Source organism: Terriglobus saanensis SP1PR4 (assembly GCF_000179915.2).
GTDB lineage: Bacteria > Acidobacteriota > Terriglobia > Terriglobales > Acidobacteriaceae > Terriglobus > Terriglobus saanensis.
The window spans coordinates 1,795,195-1,816,892 of the sequence record NC_014963.1 but is presented as its reverse complement, the minus strand read 5'-3'; the positions used below and the strand labels follow the sequence as shown (position 1 = coordinate 1,816,892).

The 21,698-nt window shown below is 58.8% G+C and carries 22 protein-coding genes; 11 read left to right on the top strand and 11 right to left on the bottom strand.

Annotated features, from left to right (window positions below; translation table 11 throughout):
* Window positions 1-421 precede the first annotated feature (421 nt).
* Both ACIPR4_RS07610 and ACIPR4_RS07605 read left to right on the top strand, forming a co-directional pair.
* A complete protein-coding gene (locus ACIPR4_RS07610) occupies window positions 422-1,681 on the top strand; it encodes an ABC transporter permease (protein ID WP_013568078.1) in 1,260 nt (419 codons plus the stop codon).
* A gap of 2 nt (window positions 1,682-1,683) precedes the next feature.
* Complete coding sequence (locus ACIPR4_RS07605; RefSeq protein ID WP_013568077.1) at window positions 1,684-2,940, top strand: ABC transporter permease; 1,257 nt, start codon at window positions 1,684-1,686, stop codon at window positions 2,938-2,940.
* On the opposite strand, the gene ACIPR4_RS07600 is transcribed toward ACIPR4_RS07605, so the two are convergent.
* The gene (locus ACIPR4_RS07600; protein WP_013568076.1) at window positions 2,941-5,322 is read right to left on the bottom strand and encodes a lytic transglycosylase domain-containing protein; all 2,382 of its coding nucleotides are present in this window, start codon (window positions 5,320-5,322) and stop codon (window positions 2,941-2,943) included.
* Between the two features lie 137 nt (window positions 5,323-5,459).
* On the opposite strand from ACIPR4_RS07600, the gene ACIPR4_RS07595 reads away from it, so the two are divergent.
* The 3 genes from ACIPR4_RS07595 (at window position 5,460) to ACIPR4_RS07585 (ending at window position 7,575) form a co-directional block, all read left to right on the top strand.
* Complete coding sequence (locus ACIPR4_RS07595) at window positions 5,460-6,086, top strand: sigma-70 family RNA polymerase sigma factor (protein ID WP_013568075.1); 627 nt, start codon at window positions 5,460-5,462, stop codon at window positions 6,084-6,086.
* Window positions 6,083-6,319 carry a zf-HC2 domain-containing protein gene (locus ACIPR4_RS07590; protein WP_013568074.1) on the top strand — a complete coding sequence of 79 codons (237 nt, stop codon included), beginning with the start codon at window positions 6,083-6,085 and terminating at the stop codon, window positions 6,317-6,319. The genes ACIPR4_RS07595 and ACIPR4_RS07590 overlap by 4 nt, the downstream gene beginning before the upstream one ends.
* 176 nt (window positions 6,320-6,495) lie before the next feature.
* Window positions 6,496-7,575, top strand: coding sequence for an IS30 family transposase (locus tag ACIPR4_RS07585; protein WP_013568073.1), 1,080 nt, complete (start codon window positions 6,496-6,498; stop codon window positions 7,573-7,575).
* Window positions 7,576-7,683: 108 nt separating this feature from the next.
* On the opposite strand, the gene ACIPR4_RS07580 is transcribed toward ACIPR4_RS07585, so the two are convergent.
* From ACIPR4_RS07580 to ACIPR4_RS07545, 8 genes are all read right to left on the bottom strand, one after another.
* Window positions 7,684-8,646, bottom strand: coding sequence for a hypothetical protein (locus ACIPR4_RS07580; protein WP_013568072.1), 963 nt, complete (start codon window positions 8,644-8,646; stop codon window positions 7,684-7,686).
* 34 nt (window positions 8,647-8,680) lie between these two features.
* Window positions 8,681-9,604 carry a glutamate formimidoyltransferase gene (gene ftcD / locus ACIPR4_RS07575; RefSeq protein ID WP_013568071.1) on the bottom strand — a complete coding sequence of 308 codons (924 nt, stop codon included), beginning with the start codon at window positions 9,602-9,604 and terminating at the stop codon, window positions 8,681-8,683.
* 25 nt (window positions 9,605-9,629) lie between these two features.
* Window positions 9,630-10,340 (bottom strand): acyloxyacyl hydrolase, encoded by a 711-nt coding sequence (locus tag ACIPR4_RS07570; RefSeq protein WP_013568070.1) that lies wholly within the window; start codon window positions 10,338-10,340, stop codon window positions 9,630-9,632.
* Window positions 10,341-10,407: 67 nt separating this feature from the next.
* A complete protein-coding gene (locus ACIPR4_RS07565; protein ID WP_013568069.1) occupies window positions 10,408-11,148 on the bottom strand; it encodes a YebC/PmpR family DNA-binding transcriptional regulator in 741 nt (246 codons plus the stop codon).
* A gap of 95 nt (window positions 11,149-11,243) precedes the next feature.
* Window positions 11,244-11,738, bottom strand: coding sequence for a VOC family protein (locus ACIPR4_RS07560; RefSeq protein WP_013568068.1), 495 nt, complete (start codon window positions 11,736-11,738; stop codon window positions 11,244-11,246).
* Between the two features lie 32 nt (window positions 11,739-11,770).
* Entirely contained in the window at window positions 11,771-13,084 is a 1,314-nt protein-coding gene (gene lysA, locus ACIPR4_RS07555; RefSeq protein ID WP_013568067.1) for a diaminopimelate decarboxylase, read from the bottom strand.
* A gap of 63 nt (window positions 13,085-13,147) precedes the next feature.
* On the bottom strand, window positions 13,148-13,468 hold the full coding sequence (locus tag ACIPR4_RS22075; RefSeq protein ID WP_013568066.1) for a PspC domain-containing protein: 321 nt from the start codon (window positions 13,466-13,468) through the stop codon (window positions 13,148-13,150).
* Window positions 13,469-13,543: 75 nt separating this feature from the next.
* Complete coding sequence (locus ACIPR4_RS07545; RefSeq protein ID WP_013568065.1) at window positions 13,544-14,752, bottom strand: hypothetical protein; 1,209 nt, start codon at window positions 14,750-14,752, stop codon at window positions 13,544-13,546.
* Here ACIPR4_RS07545 and ACIPR4_RS07540 point away from each other — a divergent pair.
* On the top strand, window positions 14,751-15,197 hold the full coding sequence (locus tag ACIPR4_RS07540) for a hypothetical protein (RefSeq protein ID WP_041585974.1): 447 nt from the start codon (window positions 14,751-14,753) through the stop codon (window positions 15,195-15,197). The two genes, ACIPR4_RS07545 and ACIPR4_RS07540, sit on opposite strands and share 2 nt — an antisense overlap.
* Here ACIPR4_RS07540 and ACIPR4_RS07535 read toward each other — a convergent pair whose 3' ends face one another.
* Window positions 15,198-16,031 (bottom strand): tetratricopeptide repeat protein, encoded by an 834-nt coding sequence (locus ACIPR4_RS07535; RefSeq protein WP_144312350.1) that lies wholly within the window; start codon window positions 16,029-16,031, stop codon window positions 15,198-15,200.
* A gap of 73 nt (window positions 16,032-16,104) precedes the next feature.
* Here ACIPR4_RS07535 and ACIPR4_RS07530 point away from each other — a divergent pair, with 73 nt between their 5' ends.
* Together ACIPR4_RS07530 and ACIPR4_RS07525 are read left to right on the top strand one after the other, a co-directional pair.
* Window positions 16,105-16,554 carry an SET domain-containing protein gene (locus tag ACIPR4_RS07530; RefSeq protein ID WP_041585972.1) on the top strand — a complete coding sequence of 150 codons (450 nt, stop codon included), beginning with the start codon at window positions 16,105-16,107 and terminating at the stop codon, window positions 16,552-16,554.
* Window positions 16,554-17,084, top strand: a complete 531-nt coding sequence (locus ACIPR4_RS07525) for a YcxB family protein (RefSeq protein WP_013568062.1) — start codon at window positions 16,554-16,556, stop codon at window positions 17,082-17,084. Before ACIPR4_RS07530 ends, ACIPR4_RS07525 begins: the two co-directional genes overlap by 1 nt.
* On the opposite strand, the gene ACIPR4_RS07520 is transcribed toward ACIPR4_RS07525, so the two are convergent.
* Window positions 17,081-18,307, bottom strand: coding sequence for an MFS transporter (locus tag ACIPR4_RS07520; protein WP_144312348.1), 1,227 nt, complete (start codon window positions 18,305-18,307; stop codon window positions 17,081-17,083). The genes ACIPR4_RS07525 and ACIPR4_RS07520 overlap by 4 nt on opposite strands.
* A gap of 298 nt (window positions 18,308-18,605) precedes the next feature.
* Between ACIPR4_RS07520 and dnaX the strand changes: the two genes are divergently transcribed.
* Genes dnaX through recR form a run of 3 tightly spaced genes read left to right on the top strand, consistent with a single transcriptional unit; the run spans window position 18,606 to window position 21,668 of the window.
* Window positions 18,606-20,666 (top strand): DNA polymerase III subunit gamma/tau, encoded by a 2,061-nt coding sequence (dnaX, locus tag ACIPR4_RS07515; protein ID WP_041585971.1) that lies wholly within the window; start codon window positions 18,606-18,608, stop codon window positions 20,664-20,666.
* Window positions 20,667-20,706: 40 nt separating this feature from the next.
* Window positions 20,707-21,036, top strand: a complete 330-nt coding sequence (locus ACIPR4_RS07510; protein ID WP_013568059.1) for a YbaB/EbfC family nucleoid-associated protein — start codon at window positions 20,707-20,709, stop codon at window positions 21,034-21,036.
* 53 nt (window positions 21,037-21,089) lie between these two features.
* Complete coding sequence (gene recR, locus ACIPR4_RS07505; RefSeq protein WP_144312347.1) at window positions 21,090-21,668, top strand: recombination mediator RecR; 579 nt, start codon at window positions 21,090-21,092, stop codon at window positions 21,666-21,668.
* The last annotated feature ends 30 nt before the right edge of the window (window positions 21,669-21,698 follow it).

The following is a 21,698-nucleotide window of genomic DNA, read 5'->3' as shown; positions in this document are numbered from 1 at the left end:
CTTCCAGGCTTGGCTCGGGATTGCCATTTAAGGTTTCCCCGACTTTGAGCAGTTCTACGCCGCCGGTTTCCCGACGGGCACTCAATTACTTAAGTCCGCTGTGTCTGCCATTTCACCACGCCCGCAGGAAATCGCCCACAGTCCCATCATAAAGGAACATCGATGATCTACGCTCCTTCGGCCAATCGGATGGCTCCCACTCTACCTGACCTTGGGTATCATCTTTTTTCTTCGGGCGTGGCCTATGACGTTAATCGCGGAGGCATCGAGCCGTGTTTTCACATGGGCTACGTGGTATTTCTCAATCATCTCCATACTGGTTCGACATTTTATATTCCCGAAGTGGCCACATGAAGAAAAGTGAATCTATGAAGGGGAACCGGATGCCTCTCGGCTGCGTATCTGCCTCTGAGAAAAAATCATGCCCCTCTTCGAGATCTTTCGGCAGACAATCCAAGCGCTTTGGCAGACCAAATTGCGCAGCTTTCTGACCATGTTTGGCATTGTCTGGGGCATCAGCTCCGTCATTCTCCTCGTCGGTCTCGGCATCGGCTTTCAAAAAGACCAGCAGGAACGAATGAAGAACCTCGGCACCAACATCGCCATCATCTTCGGTGGACGTACCGGCGCACAGGCCGGAGGTTATGCGGCAGGGCGCGAGATACGCCTCACCATCGACGATGCCCGCGCCATCCGCGATCAGGCCGTCCTCGTAAAAAGTGTTAGCCCGGAGATCCGCCGCTCTGTCCAGGAGGTCTCGCAATACAACGCCGCCAACCGCGCCGTGCGTGGCATTTGGCCAGCCTATCAGGATTTCCGTTCCCTCCGTCTCTCCGCTGGCCGCCGCATCTCCGAACAAGACGAGCAGAACGGAGAACGTGTTGCGGTTCTGGGAGACGAAAGCGCTACCCAACTCTTCCGCAACTTCTCTCCTATTGGCGAAACCCTGATGATGGGCGGATATCCCTACAAAGTCATAGGCGTTCTCAAAAAGAAGCAACAAAACGGCAGTTACGGCTCAGGCCCGGACAGCTCGCAGCTCTTCGTGCCTTACTCTGCGATGGCCCGTGACTTCCCTCCCCTCGATAAGAACATGACGAGCACACGAAACCTGATCAGCAACCTCGTCATCCAGCCCATCAGCGCCGACGCCAGCCCCGCGGCCATCCTTGAAACGCGCCGCATCCTCGCATCGCGTCACCACTACGATCCCGCAGACCAGGAAGCCCTCTGGATCTGGGACACGCTCGAAGGCGCGAAGTTTACCGCAAGGATCTTCGGTGTCATGACTATCTTCTTCGGCGCGGTTGCAGTGCTCACCCTCGCGCTCGGCGGTATCGGCGTCATGAACATCATGCTCGTCGCAGTCACTGAGCGCACACGCGAGATCGGCATTCGCAAAGCCCTCGGCGCACGCCCATCAGACATACGCCACCAGTTCCTCATCGAATCCGGCATTATCACCGTTCTTTCTGGGACGACTGGATTCGTCCTTGCCGTGGGTCTTTGTCTTCTCCTCAACTATCTCCCCTTGCCTGAGTTTCTTCCTCATCCCGCAATCTCCGGCGCAGCCATCATCGCTTCGCTCGTTACCCTCGCAGGCATTACGCTCTTCGCTGGAACATATCCAGCTCGGCGCGCCGCTGGCCTGAACCCCATTGAGTGCCTGAGGGCAGAGTAACCATGCGTCTTGCAGAAACCATCCGCGAAAGCATCGCCTCCCTTCTCCGCAACCGCATGCGCTCAGGGCTCACCATGCTAGGCATCGCGTGGGGACTCGTCACTGTGGTCCTTTTGATCAGTTACGGAGACAACCTTGGTCGCACCGTCCTCAACGGCTTCCTCGGTATCGGCAACAACGTCGTTATGGTCTTCGGCGGTCAGACCAGCATGCAAAGCGGGGGCGAGCGCGCAGGGAAAAAGATCAAGCTGCAGCTCGAAGATCTCGAAGCCGTTAAAGAATCCATGCCGCTCATCAAGGCAGTCTCGGCAGAGTACGACAACACCTACGCCTTCAAATGGGAGGCCAAATCAGTCAACATCAACACCAAGGCCATCGAGCTTCCCTACGGTGCCATGCGTAAGCTTGACGTCGAAGAGGGCCGCTTCTTTCAGCAGGACGACTTCACCGAGCACCGCAAAGTATGCATCTTCGGCCCCCGCGCCGCGGAAAAGCTCTTCAACGGATTCCCTCCCGTCGGCCAGACCGTGCTCATCGCGGGCCATTCTTTTGATGTCATCGGCGTTTTACGCAACAAGATTCAGGACTCCTCCAATAACGGTCCCGACAATCAAAACGTTTTTCTACCCTTCGACACCATGCGCGAAGTCGACAGCATCCGCGACCCCGGCATGATCGTATTCCAGCCGCTCTCCGCCGACCTGCACACGAAGGCGCTCAAATCCGTCCGCGCCATCATCGCCGGACGTCATCACTTTGATCCGAACGATAAAAAAGCCGTCAACAGTTGGGACACCGTCGAAGACTCCGGGGAACTCATGCAGTTCACCCTCGCCCTCAAAATCATGCTCGGCATCATCGGCGTCATGACCCTCATGGTCGGAGGCGTAGGCGTCATGAACATCATGCTCGTCTCCGTCACCGAACGCACCCGAGAGATCGGTCTGATGAAAGCGCTGGGCGCACGACGAAGAGATGTCCTGCTCCAGTTCCTCGTCGAAGGATTAACGCTCACCTTCCTCGCGGGGCTCGCAGGACTGGTCGTGGCACTCATTCTGCCGCACCTCGTGCCGCCGATGCCCCTCTATTCTGACATCTATAAAACCGCAAACCACGAGGGAGACATTGTGCTCACGCCCTCGTTCCTGATCATCGGCGTGTCCTTCGTCATCCTCGCCTTCGTCGGTCTCATCTCCGGGTTTCTTCCTGCGCTACGAGCCTCGAAGCTCGACCCCGTCGTCGCCCTGCACCACGAGTAGTTACTTGGCCCCGCTATACAGCTGCCGATACATCTCCCGATTCCGCATGATCGCCTGCACGTACTCTCGCGTCTCTGTGTAAGGTATCGATTCGACAAACTCCGGCATGTCCTTGTAGTCGTTCAACGCCATCCAGTTGCGCACCGGAACATCGCCAGCGTTGTAAGCCGCAAGCGCATACTCAGGCTGTCCTCCAAAACGGTCCATCACCTGCTTCAGGTTCGCAACACCCAGCGCGATGTTTGTCGAAGGATTCAGCAGCATATTCGTATTGAATCCCTTGATGCCCTGGCGCTTTGCCTGCGCTTTACCGACCGCCGGTAGAAGCTGCATCAACCCGTAAGCGTTCATACGAGAAACCGCTACCGGATTGAACTCCGTCTCCTGTCGAATCAGCGATGCCACGAGATAAGGGTCCACGTTGTTCCTCTGCGCCTGCTCCGTGATCTCGCTCCAATAAGGTTTCGGGAACAACAGATGCCAGTACTCCGCAGGCACCTCATCGATCGGCAGAGCGAAGAACGACAAACCACTGTGCTTCATCGACTGGAGGGCGCGTACATTTTCTCCGTAAGAGGCATAGATCTCCGCCTGTGCCAGCGTTCCCCACTGCGCGCTCGTCGGACTCATCTGGATCTCCGGCGCGATGTATTCATTCAACGCCGCATTCGCGAGCAAACGCGCCTTGATCAGATGCGGATCGTTCTCAGGCAACTCGGCAATCAGTATCGGAGTCGCTGGCGTCTTCACGCTGGCAAGTGTCGGTGCGGGCGCAACCACAGGCTGTTGTCCCAGCGCACGCAGGCGCACGCGCGCCATCACGCCGTAGTAGTAGTTGCGATAAACCTCCGAAAGAACTTGGTAGAAGTTCACTGCCTGCGAGAAATTCTTCTCGGGATCCTCATACAGCCGTGCCCGCCAGAACAGCGCCGCAGATGCCTCCGTGCTCTGCGGATAGCGTGCGATCTGCTCTTCCATCAGCCGCGCCGCCTCCGGATACCGCCGCAACCGATAGTTCATCCACGCCGTGCGCCAGTGGGCGCTGGGGGCGTACACGCTGTTCGGAAAGTTCGTATACAACTGCGAATAATGCCAGATCGCATTGCTCGCATCATGCTGCAGCAGATGCATGTTTCCGCCGGAGTAAAGCGCCTCTTCCGTCCATCGGCTATGCGGAAAGCGCTCAATCATCGCCTGCATCGCATTGCGTTGGGCCTGAATGTCTTTTTCATTCCGGCTGATCTCTGCCGTGAGATACAGCTTGAGCGCCGCGCTGTCATCATTTGTATCCGGTAGACGCTCCACGTCGCGCCGCGAAAGATGCTTCAACTTCAGGTCGCACACCGCCGCATAAATCTCCAGCGCATCTTTATCTGCAAGCGACAGAGAGGCATCGTCATGCTCCAGCGCGTGATACTCCGCGCTGGCTTCTGTGTAGCGTTTCGCGTTGAAGAGCTGATCGGCATGGATCTTCCGCTCTGCGGCCGTCAGTTGCGCCCCCAGCGCACTCAGCTGCGTGCGCGCCTGCCCGGCCTCAGTGGTGAGCGGCTGACGCAGATAGATCTCGCGGAAGACCGCAATCGCCTGTTGATTCTGCCCGCTCACCTGGAGCGCTCGGCCCTTCGCATACTGAAAATCAGAGTGCGTGGCCTGCGAACTGCTCGCATTGGCCTGCAAAGTCTGCAACGCCATCGACGCATTATTCTGCTGCAAATACGCATTTGCCAGAAGCACCGGCGCATTCGCGGCAAAGATGCTCTCCGGATACTTCTGTGCGAATCCGCTCAAAAGCGAAAAGGCCACACTTCCATTTCCTGACTGAAGCGCCGCCTGGGCGCCCAGGTAATCCGCATAATCATTCAAAGCATCGCCCTGGGCGGCGGCCTGCCGAAACGCAGAACTCGCATCGCTGAACCTGCGATCCAGCATGTACGCATGACCAAGCGACAGGTAAGCCGCCGAAGCCGCTTCTCCAGGATGCTGACGTGCATACTCCGAAACTCCCGCGAACGCAGCAGGGCTCCGGTTCGCCGCCAGCTGCTGCGCCATCGGCCGTAACTGCGTGCTGGCCGCAAAAGCGCGCGCCAGATGAAGACTCTGCGCGGTCGGCGCGGAGTGAACGGAGACGACTTTTGCCTTCGCTCCTCTGCCTTTTATGCCTTTGCCCTTCGAACCTTTGGCCCCCTTTTTACCTGTCCCCTTGGCCGCAGCCTTCCCATGGGAGCCGGCGGGTGTCGCCTTTTTCTTCGCGCTCGTCGCGGTCGCTGGCTTCTTTTTCGTCGCTGCCAGTCCATCCACGGAGGTCAAGGCAAGGCAAAGCACCAGCGCACTGGTTATCCGGGCGCCCGGTCGTAGCCCGCCACGATTCTCTAAACTCTTCAATCTGCTCTCCACATCTACCACTCTAGGATGCAATCGCCCTCACTTCCATCCGGGGATGCATTCTTACGTACCTACCCCGATACCGTGACTCAGTCCATTGCCCGCACCCTCCCGCGCCATTAGAATGAACGAAGACGATGACAGCGACTGCGCCTCAGATCGAAGAGCAAGAGATCCATCCCGATGTCGCACTGGTCGAGCGCGCGCGCGCCGGCGACCAAGCTGCGTTCGAAAAGCTCGTCCGCCAGTATGACCGGCAGATCTTCCGGACAGCCCAGCACATTACCCAGAACCGCGAAGACGCTGAAGACATCACCCAGGACGTTTTCCTGAAGGCCTACCGCAAATTGGACCAGTTTCAGGGAAACTCCAAGTTTTCAACTTGGCTGACGCGAATTGCCGTGAACGAGAGCCTGATGCGCCTCCGCAAGCGCAAAACCAGCCGGACCGTCTCCATGGACCAGGATGTTCAGACCGAAGAAGGCTCCATTCCGCGCGATTTTGCCGACTGGAGTCCCAATCCGGAACAAAACTTCACCCAATCCGAGCTTTCCGAGATCCTGAAGAAGACAATTGCAGGTCTCGCCCCCGGATTTAGAACCGTTTTTACACTTCGTGACATCGAAAACTTATCGACCGAAGAAACCGCAGAGGCGCTAGGCCTCTCCGTTCCGGCGGTCAAATCCCGATTGCTACGCGCCCGGCTTCAACTCCGTGAACGTCTCAGCCGGTATCTGAAGAAGAATGAGGGCCTGACGTCGTGACCTGCACCGAGTTTCTTGCCAAGATGACCGATTTCTTCGACGGCCACGTCGAACCGACACTTTTGTCTGAAATCAAGACTCATCTCGGCGAATGTCATCATTGCGAGGTCGTCGTCAGCACCACCCGCCAGACCATCGAAATCTACCGCGACAACCAGGTCTACGAACTCCCGACCGACGTCCGCGAACGCACCATCTCCTCGATCATGGCCCGCTGCAAAGAAGGCTGCTAGCTCCACTTTGTGCCCCCCTTTCGCAGCTTCATCGCGAAACCGGGGTGGAAAAGGGTGGGGGTAAGCGCACCAAGGTCGTTCCCATCAGCAAGAACCTTTGTCATCCCGCAGCGAAGTGAAGGGATCTGGCTGGTCTCAAGATCCAAGTGCAACATTTCTGGATAGGAGTGTTGTATATGGGGAATTGTTATGTTCAGCTGGATGATTTTGAGCGTGTTGTGATTCAGAGTCAGCTTCAGATGGGTTGGAGACCAGCGTCGATCGCCGCCGGTCTGCAGCGCTCGCGATCGACGGTGACGCGGGAGCTGCGTCGCAACGGCTGGAAGCGGCCTTCCGAGAGCAGTGCGCAGAGCCGGCGCTGGGGCAACGGTGGTTATGTTGCGCGGCGGGCGGGACAGCGGGCGCGGCAGGCCCATCGCAAGCCCCGTGTGGAGCGGAAGCTGGTGCCGGGCACGCCGTTGTGGGACCAGATGTGCGTGCATCTTCGCAGACGCTTGAGTCCGTTCCAGATCGCGTCCACACTGTCACGTATGCCCGATCCGGTGCGCCTCTCGCATGAGACCATCTACACCGCGCTCTACGCCATGCCGCGGGGTGAGCTGCGCACGGAGCTGCTGCGCCTTCTGCGACGCAAGCGTCCCCAGCGCGGCACACGCGATCCCAACCGCCACCAGCGGCCCTTCGTGGACGGCATGACCCTGATCGACGAGCGGCCCACCGAGGTGGACGAGCGTCTCGTTCCCGGCCACTGGGAGGGTGACCTCATCAAGGGAAAGATGAACCGCTCTCGCGTCGGCACCCTGGTCGAGCGCACCACGCTCTTCCTCGCCCTGGTCAAGCTCGAGGACGGTCGCGCCGAGACCACCGCCAACGCCTTCGCCACCATCCTCAATCGCTTCCAAAGTCCCATGCGCCTCACCCTCACCTACGACCAGGGAAGGGAGATGGCCCAGCACCGCACCCTCACAGAGAAGTCTGGCGTCAAGGTCTACTTCGCCCATCCCCACAGCCCATGGGAAAGAGGCATCAACGAAAACACCAACGGCCTGGTCCGTGAATACCTCCCCAAGGGACAGGACCTCAGCGTTTACTCCCAGCAGCAACTCGACGAAATCGCCATGCAGCTCAACGCAAGAATCAGAAAATCCCTCGGAAACAAAGCCCCAGCTGAACTCTTCCTACCACAAGGTGACTTCGACTTCGTAAAGTTCTGGCAAAACCCAGATAAAGTAAAAAACGTTGCACTTGGAACATGAATCCACCCTGCTTTTAAACTCCCCACACCATAAAATTCATCTCCAAAAACATAAGGAAGGGAAGACCAGCAGGTCTTCCCTTCCCTTGCGTTACAACTCAACCCTGCTCTAGTGCACGACCTGCTGGAACAAAGGCGAACTCAGCAGCGTCGAAAATTGGCTATCCGTCGAAGCATAGTCCACAGTAAGCGTTCCGCTGTTGGAGCCAATGCTGGTCATATCCAGTGCCTGCTTCTCCATCATGCTGGAACCAGTCGAGCCACTGGTCGTCTTCTTCATCAGGACCATGCCCTTCATGAGAGTTGCTGCAGTCGCGGCGGTCATGGTATCGCTCATCACAACCGCCATATTGAAGTCCACACCGTTTTTAAACTCCATCGTGTAGCGCGAACTCTTCATGCGGTTCTTCACCGAGTCGTAGTCTGTCAACTGCGACGCATCACCCAGAACGCTCTTCATCATTGTCTGCGTGCCCTTCTGGTCCAGCAGGCTCCAGATGGCCTTCGTGTCCACGGCCGCCATCTCGTTCATCATGTCGCTGTTGGCCAGAAAACTCTCATTTATGCCGTCGTGCGCTTCAAGAGACGCCTTGATTGAAGGCTTGTCGCCAAACACCATCGTCGTCTGGTTCAGAAAGACCACGCTCATTCCGGATGCTCCCATGGGGTACACCAAGTTGTTGCGCATCGGTGTGCCCTTCACCTTTTGCTTGGTAAAGTTGGCAAGGATTGCTGCCGTCTGGAACTGGCCCTGTGCAATGCCCACCGTGCGCGTGGCATCTGCGGCACCCGAGTGAAACGCTGCGAACGCCAGAACTTCCGTATCCGCGTCCACCTTCATACCGCTCTGGCGCAGCGCACTCTCAAGCTTCTTCAGCTCGGGGGGCATGATCTTGTCCTTCAGGTTCATCGCAGCAGAGGAGTTCTGCATCGCACGATAATCCACCACAACAATCTGCTGAATGTCCTTTGGGATCGAGGCGCGCGCATCCCCACTCAACTGTGCCGCAAACACCGGCCCAGCGGTCAAGACTGCCGCCAGCGTACATCCCGCCACCTTCGTGAAACCCATTGTGACAACCTCCCAAACTCTCTTATTTCAAATTTTATAGCGGCCAATGCCTCGGATTCTCGAGCTTACGCTCCAAAACTCGCTCCGCCGGATCGAACTCAGGTATTGGACGTAGCCAAGACGCATCCGGTGTGTAGGCCTCTTCCGGAATCAAACCAATGAGTTCCGCCGACTCGATCTGAACTCCCTGCTGCTTCGCCAGCTTTTCGGCCGTCTGGAAGACCCTGTCCATAGGCATCCGTCGAAAATCCGTAATATTCATACTCACCTGCGCCCGGCCATTGGCCAGGACGCCCATCGCCTTCACCCCGGCCAGCCCTCCGTTGGACGCTCGGATCTCCTTGGCGATTGCACGCGCGGCGGCAACATCTCCCTTATCGAGATACAAGTTGTATGCGATCAAAAAGCTGCGTGCTCCTACGGCACTCGCGCCCGCCGTGGCATGCAGATCGGGGCCGCCCACGTCAGGACGGGACTTCGCGTCCTTTTTGACGGCTTCGCGAATCCCCTCAAACTGCCCGCGCCGAACATCCTCAAGATTCACGCGGTCCGGCCTGGCTGCAGCCGCCTCATAGAGATAAACCGGAACCCCATACCGTCGCCAGATCTGCATCGCCGCGTTCCGCGCCAGCATGGCACACTGGGCAAGCGTGTACCCGCGAACAGGCACAAACGGGATTACATCCGCCGCTCCAATGCGTGGATGCACCCCGGTCTGCCGCGTCAGATCGATCAGCTCAGCAGCTTTACCTGCTCCGCGAATCGCCGCCTCGGCCACAGCTTCGGGCGCTCCAGCCATCGTTACCACGCTGCGGTTATGCGTCGCATCCATCGACCAGTCCAGCAGGCTCACCCCAAAAACCTGCATGGAGCAGACGATCGCCCTTATGGTCTCTTCGTTCAGTCCCTCGGAAAAATTGGGGACACACTCAACAATTGGTTCACCATTCAAATTCATCACCACAACCACTACGGAAGAAAAATTACTTCCACCAGGTGTAACCCACGTTGAACTGCACCGACGCATTCACACCAGGATTCTTGTCTCCCAGGCTGGCCGAAGAAATATGGACCGCGTTCGCCGCAAAGTCTACGCTGCGCTTCGGCTTCACGAAGTAGTGAAATCCAACTCCGCCCTGCGGCGTGAAGTTGAATACACTCGCGTCCGATCCTGGTCCGTCGTTCACCAGATTCAAAGGCCCCTGTCCAAATGCCGGGTACTTGTGGTTTGTCCACAAAACGCCGCCCGCGGCCTGCACCCAGGGCATGATTTTGCGGCCCGAGGTGAAGTTCCACCGCAGAATAATGGGTGTCACTGAAGCTCCGGTGTACGTTCCCCCCGTAGTGAAGAGGTTGGAACACGTAATGGTAATGGAAGTCCCCGGCGCACAATTCGCGCGCTGAAACGTCGGTGTATAGGATTGCCAGAAGGGAAAGACCTCGACGGCATACTCGAAGTTTCCGCGCAGCATCGAGTGCCCCATCTCTTGAGTCAGTACCTTACCCAGGTGACCGCCAACCATAAGGAACTTGAAATCGTCACGGTTGTCTGTGACGCCCTTGCCACCCTGGACCAACGCACCGAACTCCCAGGGAGTGGAGTTGGCCACCGCACCCACATCGCTCTTCTGAACCTGCGCATTCACACCTGCTGCCGCCAAAACAAGTCCCAACACCGCTACAAATCGCTTCATCCAATCCCTCACAGAAGAAAGCCGCCGGTCCTCGGCGGCCTCTCCGTCTTTGCCTTCCGCAATCGATTTAATGTGCAACCGGCACATCGTCCATATCGAAGTTGGAGTACACATTCTGCGTGTCATCCAGGTCTTCCAACGTTTCCAACAGCCGAATCATCGAGTTTGCCTGCGCACCTTCGAGCTTCTGATACGTCGAAGCGATCATCGTCACCTCGGCATGCTCCGGCGTAAATCCTGCCGACTTCAGCGCATCCCGCACGGCCTCAAAATCCTTTGGAGACGTCAAAATCTCCCAGTTATCGCCTTCCTCGCTCAGGTCATCCGCACCAGCTTCAAGAACGACCTCGGTAATCTTGTCCTCGTTCGTTCCAGCCTTGGCCACGACGATGACGCCCCTCTTGCTGAACAGGTAGCCAACGCTTCCCGTTTCGCCAAGGTTGCCGCCGTTCTTGCTGAAGGCGTGGCGCACTTCGCTTACCGCACGGTTGCGATTGTCCGTGGTCACTTCCACCATGATCGCCACGCCGCCAGGACCGTAACCCTCAAACGCGATCTCCTCGTAGCTCAAACCTTCCAGCTCGCCCGTACCGCGCTGGATCGCGCGTTTGATATTGTCCGCAGGCATGTTCTCGGCCTTGGCCGCCAGAATCGCCGTGCGCAGACGCGGATTGCCGTCGGGATCGCCACCGCCACCCTTGGCTGCAATAGTGATTTCCTTGATCAGACGTGTGAAAATCTTGCCGCGCTTCGCATCCGTAGCGCCCTTCTTATGCTTAATTGTTGCCCATTTAGAGTGGCCTGACATTTCCCTGCTCCTGCATCTTCTCGAAGTATCCAGCGCTCAGACCGCAAGCGCGCGTCGCCTGCGATTTTATCAGCCACGGCACCCCTTCTGCCCAGCTACTCTTCGACCTTCGCCTCGTCCAACAACTTTCGCAGATCCAGAGACTTGGTCACCATCTCCAGTTCCCCCGCCGCCGTGCGCGGCCAATCCTCACGAGGCCTGTCCCGGTAGAGCTCCACGCCATTCCCATCCGGGTCTCGCAGATACAGCGCTTCGCTCACCCCGTGGTCGCTGGCCCCATCCAACGGGATACCGGCCTTCAGCAACCGCCGCAACGCATCGCCCAACTCGGCACGGTCCGGGTACACAATCGCTACATGGTAAAGCCCCGTTGTCCCCGGGGCAGGAGCCACGCCACCCGCGCTCTCCCACGTGTTCAGACCAATGTGGTGGTGATACCCGCCCGCGGACAGAAACGCAGCGGAGTTTCCCATCCGCTGCGTAATCTCAAATCCCAGTACGCCCACATAAAACCCCAGCGCACGGTCCAGGTCCGCCACTTTCAAATGCACATGCCCTATGCCAACACCCGCTGCAATCGCCATGTCCATTGGATGAAAGCACTCCCCTGCACGGTGCGAAGCTAAATCATCTCCGGCCCAAACAGATCCTCAACTGTCTCCCGCCGCCGAATCAACCGGGCCTTACCGCGCTCAATCAGAACTTCAGCAGGCCGCACACGCGTGTTGTAGTTACTCGAAAGCGACAGCCCATAGGCCCCCGCATCCAGTAGAGCGATCCCGTCCCCACGCTTCAATGGAGCCATTTCGCGATCCCGCGCAAAGAAGTCCCCGCTCTCGCAGACAGGCCCAACCACGTCGACTTTCCTTAGCTTCCGGGACGTCTGTTTCAGGGGAACGATCTCGTGATGCGCCTGGTAAAGCGCCGGGCGAATCAGGTCGTTCATCGCCGCATCCGCAATCACAAACGTCTTCGTTCCGTTCTTCTTCACAAACAACACCTGCGAAACCAGCGCCCCGGCCTGCGCTACGATGAACCGCCCAGGCTCCAGCAGAAGATGCAGATCCATCGTTCCCAGCGCGCCCTTCAGCGCCTTGGCATACTTTGCGACCTGCTTCGCAGGCTCAAAGTTCCCTGCCCCGTAGTCGATGCCCAATCCGCCGCCAGCATCGGCATAGCGGATGTCATGCCCGTCCGCACGAAGCTGTTTGATCAGCGCAACCACCCTCGACAATGCGGCCGCAAACGGCTCGACCGAGCGAATCTGCGATCCGATATGCACACTCACGCCCGCAGGCTCCAGCCACTTCAACTGCGCCGCGCGCTTGTACACCTTCCGCGCCAGGCGAATGTCGATCCCAAACTTATGCTCCCGCAGCCCGGTCGAAATGTACGGATGCGTCTCCGCAAACACATCAGGATTCACACGCAGCGCGATCCGCGCCTTGATCTTCAGCTTCGCGGCCCGTTCAGCCACAAGCTCCAGCTCGCCTTCGCTCTCCACATTGAAGAGAAGAATCCCTTCGCGCAACGCCAGATCGATCTCCGCAGGCTGTTTTCCCACACCAGAAAACACCACGCGGCCACAGACCTCCGCGCGCTTGTCTCCCGCAGCGCGAATCACCCGCTCCAACTCACCGCCCGAAACAATGTCGAACCCGCATCCCTGCGCCGCCAGCAGCTTCAAAACTCCAAGAGCGGAGTTCGCCTTCACCGCATAGCAGACCGTGTGTTGCACATCCGCAAACTCCCGCGCAAACATCCCCGCGCGCTCGACCATCTGCGCGGCGGAATAAACATAAAGCGGTGTGCCAAACTTCTTCGCCAGCTTCTGCAGCGACACACCATCGCACACCAGTTCACCACCCGCATACACAAACGGCCTTGCACTCGAACTCAAAAGGAACCCCACAAAAACAGAAGTAGCCGGCTGCATGCGAATCACAGCCGGCTCTTCTGTTATACCGTTTCGAGAACCTGATCGCAGGAAAGCGGACGCTTAGACCGTCGGCGGAAGAGCGTACGGCTCCTCCGGAATGACGATCCACGCAATGATGTACGCCAGAAATCCGAAGCCACCACCAAAGAGCAGCACCAGCGCCACAATGCGCACGATCATCACATCCACATTGATGTACCGGGCCAGACCTTCGCACACACCGGCAATTTTTCGTCCAGCCCGCGCCCGCATCAGCTGTCCGCTGTAGGTCGCCGAAGGCACGTATCCCGGGACCGAGCCCACCCCCTGCACCGCCGCTCCACAAGCCGAACAAAACCGCGCACCCTCAACGATCTGCGCCCCGCATCGCCAGCAAACCATACCCGCCTCCTGTTGAACTCCACACTGTTATACGCAAGGTAAGGCGCATCAGTTCAACATTCTGCCGGCACAGCTTTATCGTCCGCTATACGGCGTCTTCATATACTTTCGCGCTGCATCTGCCTGCGACTGATCGCCACCCGGTGCAGCCGCCAGACGATACTGCTCTATTGCAGCATCCCGATGGTGCAGCAAGTCATCCATCATGCCGCTGTTCAACTGCGCCCGCCGACGCATCCATTCGCTGCAGTTCGGTTGTTTCTCTGCTTCCATGTAGTCCCGCAGTGCGCTTTCAATATCACCCTGCCCCCGCTCGGTCTCAGCCAGACCGAAGTAAGGAAGCTGCAACCGCACATCGACAAAGTATCCATGCTTCTCGGCATCCGCCAGCACCGTCCGATAGATACGGATCGCATCCTGCCCACGCCCCGCATCCTTCGTCAGATTGGCTTCTTCCAGACGGAAGAGGAAGTTATGCGGATACATCGCTGCCAGCTCATGCGCGACCGCAAGGGCCTCAGGGTAGCGTCCATCGTGCCGCAGAAACAGGCTTAATGCCGTCATCGAAGGCACCTTCGTCACTGTGCCTCCAGCTGCAGACTCACGCAACATGGCCAAGCCCTTCTCCTTCGATCCACCCACGCCCACCATGCCGACGAGTATCCGCAGAAAGCGCGGCAGGCTCGCCACCGCAAACTGCTGCAAACCCACCGCCATCTTTGCATCGGTGTATTGCGGATCCAGCTTCAAAACCTGGTCGGCATCGTTGCGCGATTGCAATCCCTGGTGCGCCGCACTCGAAAAGCTGTGCATCGCCAGCGTCATCCACGCAGCGTGCATACCGCGCACATAGCTTCGCGCGAAGTACGCATCCTTATCCTGCCCATTGGCTTTGATCCTCTGGTCGCAGACCGAGACAGCGCCATTCGTCAGGTCTTCGATCCTCTGGGCGACGTCATGCGGTACCTCCACCTTGCGATTACTCGAAAGAAAGTTTTCCCGCGCGTAGTACGTTGTATCCAGCAAGTCCTGTCGATAGAGTTCCCTGAAGATCAGCGTCATCTGCACATAGGCCATCGCCATCGGATCCTGCTCGTGCGTCTTCAACACACCCTCGAAACGTGAGAGCGCGCCCTCATAATCCAGAATGAAGAATCGTTGATAGCCCTCGCGCACCGTACTATCGTTGTTAAGCGGATAGGTAGAGTCCGCACGAGCCTCAGTCCCAGAAACCAGGATCAACAGCAGAGCACATAGCCAGACTGCCTTACTTCGGACTCCCATGACTCGCCTCGATTTATTGAAACTCGTGATCGCCCAGGCTCGCGCCAACGGCTTTGAATTTCGCAAGTGGTACGCACGCCATACGGCGCGCCCGTGGGTTTCCTTCGACGACGCCGCACAGTGGCTTTCGCTCGGACGCCGCTGCTTCACATTGCTCTTTTCGCACGAGTTTGCCTCGTGCTTCTGGAAGTCGGGAACGCAGATCACCTTCTCCATGCCGGCGAAGGACTTCTCGCGTGTTCTGCCCGATGGTACCGTCAAAACCGTCCACCGCAAGGCCTTCACCCGCCGCACCGCACGTCCCGATGTGTGGAAATATCATCTGCGCGAGATGGCCGGGGAGACAGAACCGCTCCGCTATCTGCGCCGCTACGTCCGTGTCGAAGAAGATCTTGACCCTGACCCCGACGACACCCCCAATGGCCCTGCTCCGTCCGAAGACTGATCACTGAGGCGACTCCGTCTTGGACGCAGTCTTGGGCGGTGCTGGACCAAGCTTCACCAGTGCCCTCTCCGCAGCCTTGGCATGCTCTCCATCGGGAGCCACACGCAAATACTCGCTGTAGTGTTCGCGCGCCTCGTCCGTCTTCTTCAACTTATCGGCAGAAGTCGCATAGCCCCACTGCGCGTCTTCATTGTCTGCCTCATGCCCCACGGCATCCTTATACCGCAGATATGCACCAGCCCAGTTACCGTCATTGCTGTAAAACTTCGCCACCTTCAAATCGTCGGGAACGCGGGAGGCTTCCAGCTTTTTCCGCGCCTCGCTCGAGCTTCCGATGCTTCCAAGATCTTTCAGAGGCATCGCCTTCACAGGAGAATCATCACCCTCCGTCGTGGGGGGAGCATCGTCCTCACCCGCGTGATCTTTACTCGAACTGAAACCCGGGTCTCCCGTGGTGGAATGCGGTGCATCCGGATCTGAAGAAGACGAGGAGGAAGAAGAAGAGGAGGAGGAACTCGGTGGATCGGGCTCTTTTCCACCCGTCGGCATATCCGGGAAACCGCCCTGCGATGGTGCGGAGGGTGGTGTAGAGGAAGAAGGCGCGGGAGTGTGCGCAGGAGGAGCCGAAGGCGGAGAAGATCCATCTGGAACGTCCGCGTCCGCTCCCTGCATGGACGTCGGAGGCGCCGAATCGTTCTGGGCTGGAGGCTCGGCCGTCGGACAGGTCTTTCCCTTCGGGCAGGGCTTCGTCTTGGTAGGCGTCGAGATGTCCTGGGCCGCAAGCGTTCCCGCCGCACCCAACGCCACAACCGTCGCTAGAATAAGAATCTTCATACGCTTCCAGATTAGACGCCATTTCTCCTGCATCTGTTTCGTCATGAAGACGCTATACTCTCCCGAAACCCTTATGACCGACCTGATCATCCGCTCCTCCGCGATCCATGCCGCTGGCTGCTACACCGTCTCCCCCATCCGCAAGGGCGGTATCGTCGTCGAATACGACGGCCCCCGCATCGCCAAAGAAGTCGCCGACGAGCGCTACGCCGAACGCGACGTCACCTATCTCTTCGGCCTCTCCGGCACGGACACCGTCATCGACGGCTTCTCCGCCGCCATGTTCATCAATCACTGCTGCGAGCCCAACTGCGAATCCGAAGAAGAAGACGGACGCATCTTCATCCGCGCCCTCCGTCCCATCCGCGCCGGAGAGGAACTCACCTACATGTACAACCTGTACGACTCCGACGACGACGACACACAGGATTGCTACTGCGGTTCAGCCAAATGCCGCGGGACCATGTTCTCCGAGGCCGAGGTCCGACGCCGGAAAAAGCTCGCTCGGAACGCGAAAGCGTGATGATCTCCTATACCGCCACCACCACAATTGATGAATATCTCGAAGCGCAAGATCTGTTTCAGCGTAAGTTCTCTCCTGTCGGCTATTACGTCGCACGCTGGTTGCCCGCGTGCATCATTTTGGTGATAGCTGGGAATCAGTTCTTCAAATCGGCCACTGAGCTGTCAGCCAGACAATCCCTGATTATTGGCCTCATTCCGATCGCATTCTTTTTCCTTGCTGTGCTTGGTACCCCGGCTATAAAGCGTCGAGCGCTTAGCAAACGGTATGAGCGCGAACTACCAAACATGCAAAACGTTTTTGTAGAAGTTAACGAATTTGGTTATACAGCGAGAATCCCCAACGCCAGCGAAGGGCGTATTCCCTGGGTTGCCTTCGAAGGATATGTCGAAGGAAAAACAATCTGGATCCTGCTGAAGGGATATACTTTTCATCCGATTCCAAAGCACGCTCTGAGTCCTTCTGAGCAAGAAGAATTTCGGGGATTGCTGGCGGCTTATTCTGTCCCGTACAAAAAGAATAAGGTCTAAGCCACCGCTCTCCTTCTTCCCCATGCCATCCACCAGACAGAAAACAGCACCACCACCGCCAGGTTCATCGCCGCATCGAACCCCGCAATCGACCGAGGCCCCAGAATCGGCCCGAAGTGCACCGCCACCCGCCCGCACAGCCAGGCCATGTACACAATGGGAAAATTGCCGATCGCGTTGATCAGTGTGTACTTGGTGCTCTGCCTCTTTCCGCCCTCGCCCAGCGTTTGCAGTACAAGCCCGGTGTAACAACCATAGGCAAAACCAGTGGCAAAGTTGGAGAGCAGCAATCCCACAATCAGCGTGGACGCCTGCATCGGCGCAATCGCCACCGCACCCGTCACCGCAGCGTAAAAAACCGCCGCCCCCACGTACGGAATCATCCGGTTCAGATGCACCGGCCAGAGAATCGCGCAGAGCGACCCAATCGCCGTCAACACACCGCCGCCCCAGCCATTCGCAAAGGCCAGTTGCGTGGACGACGCGTGATACTCCTGCGTCAGACCGCCCATCAGCTGCTGCATCGCACCTGTTCCAATCGGCGAGACCAGAACCAGAAGCCCCGGCGCGTTCTTCCAACTGAAGAACGTCCGCGCCATCTCCCGTCCCATGTCCACAAAGGTCGCGCCGAGCTTGTCTCCTGTTTTTTCCCGATGTGGCTCTCGCACCAGCAGGGCAGAAAGCGCGGGCGGAACGCACGTCGCCAGAATCACCGCCCCCAGAAGACCGTTCCCATGCGTCGCTGCCAGCCAGAGCAGTAGACCGCCCACCAGCGATCCCACACCCAGATTGCCACCCTGGATCCACCCTCCGACGTTGGCCTTCTCCGCCTTCGTCAGCAGGGCCGCCATCATGCCGCCACTCGCCGCGCTCACCATCGTCGCCAGCGCGCTCCCCAGAAAGATCAGCACCACGGCCTGGCGCGGATGCGATTGCAGACGCCATAGACCTACACCCGCAAACAACCCCGCGCCGCACCCCACCAGCGCCGCCCAGATCTTGCGCCGAAAGAAGAAATCCACAATCGGCGCGTAGAGGTAATAAAAGGTGATCGGCAGATTCAGCAGCGCCACCGTATTGGCGATGTCACCGACACCCATCCCGGATCGCCGTAGAAGAAAGGACAACGAAGTAGAGAGAAGCCCCGTCGTCACCACGCCATAAGGCACATCCAGCAGACCATACAGCCAGAGCGGCGTCCGCTTCTCAACTTTCTCTTCCATGGCGATCATCGCTCGAATATCGCATCCTTCCCCGCTTCACGCCAGCAAGAACCAAAGGAGATCACTTGTGCCCCATTCTTTCGCGCTTTTTGCGAAAGGGTGGGTCGAGCAGAGCGCACAAACCGGACTCTTCAGGAAACCAGTACAGGGTGCCCCATACATCGCGTTCTTTGCGATGTGTGGGTTATGCGCGAAGCGCATCGTTCGAGCGCAGCTCGACCGGACCAGTCGCAGCCCAAGACATGTGCAAAAACAGTCCCCACTTCCTCCCCCACCCAGACGAGTAAAATCAACCTTGATGGCCTATCAGGTTCTAGCCCGCAAATACCGCCCTCTTCTCTTCTCCGACGTAGCCGGTCAGGACCACGTCACACGGACGCTGGAAAACGCCCTCAACCAGCAACGCATTGCGCACGGCTATATCTTTTCGGGCCACCGTGGCATCGGCAAAACCACCATCGCCCGCATCCTCGCCTCCGCCCTCAACTGCCAGTACCCCATCGGCAGCCCGGAGCGCCCCACGGCCGAACCCTGCCTCATCTGCGACTCCTGCGTCGAAATCCGCCAGGGCAACGCCGTCGACGTCCTTGAGATCGACGCCGCCACCAACCGCGGTATCGACGAGATCCGCGAACTCCGTGACGCCGCCCGCTACCGCCCCTCGCGTGACAAGTTCAAGATCATCATCCTCGACGAAGCCCACCAGATCACGGACGCGGCTTTCAATGCCCTCCTGAAAACGTTGGAAGAACCGCCAGACCACATCGTCTTCATGATGGCGACCACCGAACCGGAGAACATCCCGCAGACCATCCGCTCACGCTGCCAGCACTTCAGCTTTCACGCCGTCAAGCTTGACGACATCATCACCGAGCTCAGCGGCATCGCGACCAAAGAAGGGATCATTGCCGACGAGGCTGCGCTCGCCCTTCTGGCCGAAGCCGGTGACGGCTCCATGCGCGACGCGCTCTCCATTATGGACCAGGCCATCGCCTCGGCTCCGACGGTCGATGGCAAGCCCGCCTTGGACGCCACACAGATTCGCGATCTCATGGGAGCCGTACCGAACACCGTCTTCGAGCAAATCCTCGAAGCCGTCTCGCAGAACCAGTCCGCGGAAGTCTTGACGATTGCCGCTCGCCTTCTCGACGCCGGCAACTCGCCCGCGCAACTCGCGCGCCACTTCGTCCGCTACCTCCGCAACACGGTCATGGCCAAAATCGCCAACCTCACACCGGACAACGCCAACTCCGACTTGCTCCAGATCTCGCCGGAAGAGCGCAAACGCGCCGCCCGCTCGGCCATGCTCTTCACGGAAGAAGAGCTCACTCGCTTCCTGCAGATGATGCTCCGCACCTTCGACGATCTCGGGTTCCGGCAGGAACAGCGCTTCCATCTCGAACTCGGTCTCTTGAAACTCGTGCACCTGCAGCGCCTGCTCCCTCTGGAAGAACTCCTCAGCGCCTTCCCCACCGGGGCCAGCACCCCAAGACCGACTCCAAGAGCAGCCGCATCGGTCTCCGCCCCAGCGCCCGCGCCGCCACATCCGCAAACTCCGCCACCCGTACCACCCACTATTCCCTCGTCATCCCGACCAGAGCGAAACGAAGCGGACCCTTCGTCATCTCGACCGGAGCGAAGCGAAGTGGAGAGATCTGCTTCTCCTCCCCGCGCCACGGTAGCTCCGCAGAGTATCTCGCCCTTCGGAAACGACAGTGCGCGCAAAACCCCAAGCGCCTCCACGACGCAGCCGAGGCCACCCCGTACCGAAGGAGCGCTGGCGGTAGCCGAAGCGCCCATCACTATCGTCGGCGCCGAACCCGCCATAGTGCCTGAGCCGGTTCCCATCCCAGAGCCCGAACCCGCTCCTGAACCCACCGCTGCCTCAACGATTCACGCCGTGGAGACGCCAGCGATCACCGAACTCCCGCCTGCCGATCCCGAGAGCCAGCCGAAGTCCGAGGTGGGCGGTGAGGCCGACCAGCTTCGCAGCGCCGCACTCGAAGCCCTCTTTGCCGCCAAAGGCCAGACCTCCGCCGCAGAGCGCCTGGAAGACGCCGACTGGGTCATTGCCAACGGCGAGCTTCGAATCCAGACCGACATCAACCCGGCCACTCTTAAACTCCTCGTTCGCGCCGAAACCGAGCAGATCATCAAGGGCGCTTTGCGGGCAAAAGACGCCACCGATCTGCGCTTGGTCATCCTTCCCGCAGACCCTGCCGTCAAACTCTCTGAAAAGAAAGCAAAACCGGCCCGCGAAGGATCCGTGCAGTCCCTCGCCATGAACCACCCCACCGTCCAGCAGGCGCAGAAGCTCTTCAACGCTGAGGTCACCAACGTCCGCGACCTCCGCAAATAACGAACAACTAAAAACGAACAACTAGAAACTAAAAACTCTTATGAACTTATCCGATCTCTCCAAGATGAAAGACATGATGGGCCAGGCCAAGCAGATGCAGGACGAGATGGAGCACAAGCTCTCGGCCACCGTCGTCGAAGCCTCCACCGGCGGCGGCATGGTCACCGCACGGATGAACGGCCGCAAAGAGCTCCTTCGCCTCAAAATCGATCCCGCCGCGCTCACTGCCTCCGCTCCGGGCGACATCGAGATGCTCGAAGACCTCATCACCGCCGCCGTCAACGAAGCCGGGCGCAAGGCCGACGAGGCCATGAAGTCCTCCATGTCCGGTCTCCTCGGTGGCCTGAACCTGCCCGGTCTCGGCAGCTAACGGAAACTACAAACTAGCAACTGGGAACTCCCTTGGAACGCTTCGCTCCCCCCATGTCCCGCCTGATCGACGAGCTGCGCAAGCTGCCCGGCGTGGGCTCCAAATCCGCGCAGCGCCTCGCCTTCCACATCCTGCGCACCTCGCAGACGGACGCCGACCTGCTCTCCGCCGCGATTTTGAATCTGAAGGCCACGCTGCATCTTTGTTCCGTCTGTAACAACATCACGGACGTCGACCCCTGCACCTTCTGCACCAGCCCGACCCGTTCGCACCGCACCATCTGCGTATTGGAAGAACCTACCAACATCGCCGCTGTGGAACGCTCGCGCACCTATAACGGGGTCTACCACGTCCTCCACGGCACACTTTCGCCCGTCAACGGCGTAGGGCCGGAGGACCTCCGTATCGGCAATCTCCTGAACCGCCTGGCGGAGGCCGACGAGATCATCCTCGCCCTCTCTCCCACCACCGAAGGCGAAGCAACGGCTACCTACCTCGCCACGGAGATCCACCGCACCCGCCGCGACCTGCGCGTCTCCCGCATCGCCACCGGTGTCCCCGCAGGCTCGGACATCGAGTACGCCGACGAGATCACCCTGACCCGCGCCATAGAAAACCGCCGCGACTTATAGTCCTCGCTCGTAAGAGCGATTACTGACTCG

Coding starts and splice junctions, on each gene's coding strand:
- ACIPR4_RS07610 (WP_013568078.1), top strand. CDS start 422: ATGCCCCTCTTCGAGATCTTTCGGCAGACAATCCAAGCGCTTTGGCAG.
- ACIPR4_RS07605 (WP_013568077.1), top strand. CDS start 1,684: ATGCGTCTTGCAGAAACCATCCGCGAAAGCATCGCCTCCCTTCTCCGC.
- ACIPR4_RS07595 (WP_013568075.1), top strand. CDS start 5,460: ATGACAGCGACTGCGCCTCAGATCGAAGAGCAAGAGATCCATCCCGAT.
- ACIPR4_RS07585 (WP_013568073.1), top strand. CDS start 6,496: ATGGGGAATTGTTATGTTCAGCTGGATGATTTTGAGCGTGTTGTGATT.
- ACIPR4_RS07580 (WP_013568072.1), bottom strand. CDS start 8,646: ATGGGTTTCACGAAGGTGGCGGGATGTACGCTGGCGGCAGTCTTGACC.
- ftcD (WP_013568071.1), bottom strand. CDS start 9,604: ATGAATTTGAATGGTGAACCAATTGTTGAGTGTGTCCCCAATTTTTCC.
- ACIPR4_RS07570 (WP_013568070.1), bottom strand. CDS start 10,340: ATGAAGCGATTTGTAGCGGTGTTGGGACTTGTTTTGGCGGCAGCAGGT.
- ACIPR4_RS07565 (WP_013568069.1), bottom strand. CDS start 11,148: ATGTCAGGCCACTCTAAATGGGCAACAATTAAGCATAAGAAGGGCGCT.
- ACIPR4_RS07560 (WP_013568068.1), bottom strand. CDS start 11,738: ATGGACATGGCGATTGCAGCGGGTGTTGGCATAGGGCATGTGCATTTG.
- lysA (WP_013568067.1), bottom strand. CDS start 13,084: ATGCAGCCGGCTACTTCTGTTTTTGTGGGGTTCCTTTTGAGTTCGAGT.
- ACIPR4_RS22075 (WP_013568066.1), bottom strand. CDS start 13,468: ATGGTTTGCTGGCGATGCGGGGCGCAGATCGTTGAGGGTGCGCGGTTT.
- ACIPR4_RS07540 (WP_041585974.1), top strand. CDS start 14,751: ATGACTCGCCTCGATTTATTGAAACTCGTGATCGCCCAGGCTCGCGCC.
- ACIPR4_RS07545 (WP_013568065.1), bottom strand. CDS start 14,752: ATGGGAGTCCGAAGTAAGGCAGTCTGGCTATGTGCTCTGCTGTTGATC.
- ACIPR4_RS07535 (WP_144312350.1), bottom strand. CDS start 16,031: ATGAAGATTCTTATTCTAGCGACGGTTGTGGCGTTGGGTGCGGCGGGA.
- ACIPR4_RS07530 (WP_041585972.1), top strand. CDS start 16,105: ATGACCGACCTGATCATCCGCTCCTCCGCGATCCATGCCGCTGGCTGC.
- ACIPR4_RS07525 (WP_013568062.1), top strand. CDS start 16,554: ATGATCTCCTATACCGCCACCACCACAATTGATGAATATCTCGAAGCG.
- ACIPR4_RS07520 (WP_144312348.1), bottom strand. CDS start 18,307: ATGGAAGAGAAAGTTGAGAAGCGGACGCCGCTCTGGCTGTATGGTCTG.
- dnaX (WP_041585971.1), top strand. CDS start 18,606: ATGGCCTATCAGGTTCTAGCCCGCAAATACCGCCCTCTTCTCTTCTCC.
- ACIPR4_RS07510 (WP_013568059.1), top strand. CDS start 20,707: ATGAACTTATCCGATCTCTCCAAGATGAAAGACATGATGGGCCAGGCC.
- recR (WP_144312347.1), top strand. CDS start 21,090: ATGTCCCGCCTGATCGACGAGCTGCGCAAGCTGCCCGGCGTGGGCTCC.